General features: G+C 47.3%; 1 protein-coding gene. It reads right to left on the bottom strand.

Annotated elements, in window-relative coordinates; translation table 11 throughout:
- The coding region (locus ACTHUR_RS12730) for a TerC family protein (RefSeq protein ID WP_440398854.1) at positions 1-873 on the bottom strand (873 nt) is incomplete at both ends.

Below are 873 nucleotides of genomic sequence, written 5' to 3'. Positions count from 1 at the left end.
GCCTTACCGACAACCAACAAACGGCTATACGGCGTATTTTTCAACTGCGCATTTTGTTCTTCCCGACTTTGGGAAATATCCAATTTCTCGATTTCCCGACGCGGAATCATCACGCCCATAATCGGGCGTTCCGCCAAAGTCAGCACGCTGCGAATCATGGATTTTTCGTTTTCTTCAAAATGCTCGTCATCGCCGCCGTTGTCGCCTGCTTTTGCCAAAATGCTTTCGCGGATACCCATCATGCCCAACACATTTTCAGCGGTACGCTTACGCCAAGAAGTGCTGATATAGTCATTTTTACGGGCATTCTTTTGCGAAACCTGATTAAACAGTTCGATCAAAATCGAGAAGCCAATCGCCGCATACAAATAGCCTTTCGGAATATGGAAATGGAAGGCTTCTGCAATCAGGCTGAAACCAATCATCAACAAGAAACCCAAACACAACATCACAACGGTTGGATGCTTGTCCACAAAGGCAGTCAACGGTTTGCTGGCAGAAATCATCACCGTCATCGCCACAACAACCGCACCCATTGCCACCACAATATGATCCACCATCGCCACTGCCGTAATAACAGAATCGATAGAGAAAACTGCATCCAAAATCAAGATTTGCGCCACAACGCCCCAAAAAGAAGAATGCTTCTTCTGTCCTTCAGCAACCGCAAATTGATTGTGGCCCTCAAGGCGTTCGTGCAGCTCAGTAGTCGCTTTATAAAGCAGGAAAATACCGCCGGCAAACATAATCATGTCTTTGCCGGAAATCTCCAAGCCGCCCAACTCAAACAAAGGTCGAGTCAGCGTCATGATGTGCGCCATGAAGCCCAACATGAAAATCCGAATAACGACAGCCAAACCCAAGCCCGTTATC

The organism is Neisseria sp. P0021.S007, from assembly GCF_051956855.1.
Note: the sequence above shows the minus strand (reverse complement) of the source record. Positions and strands in the feature narration are given on the sequence as shown.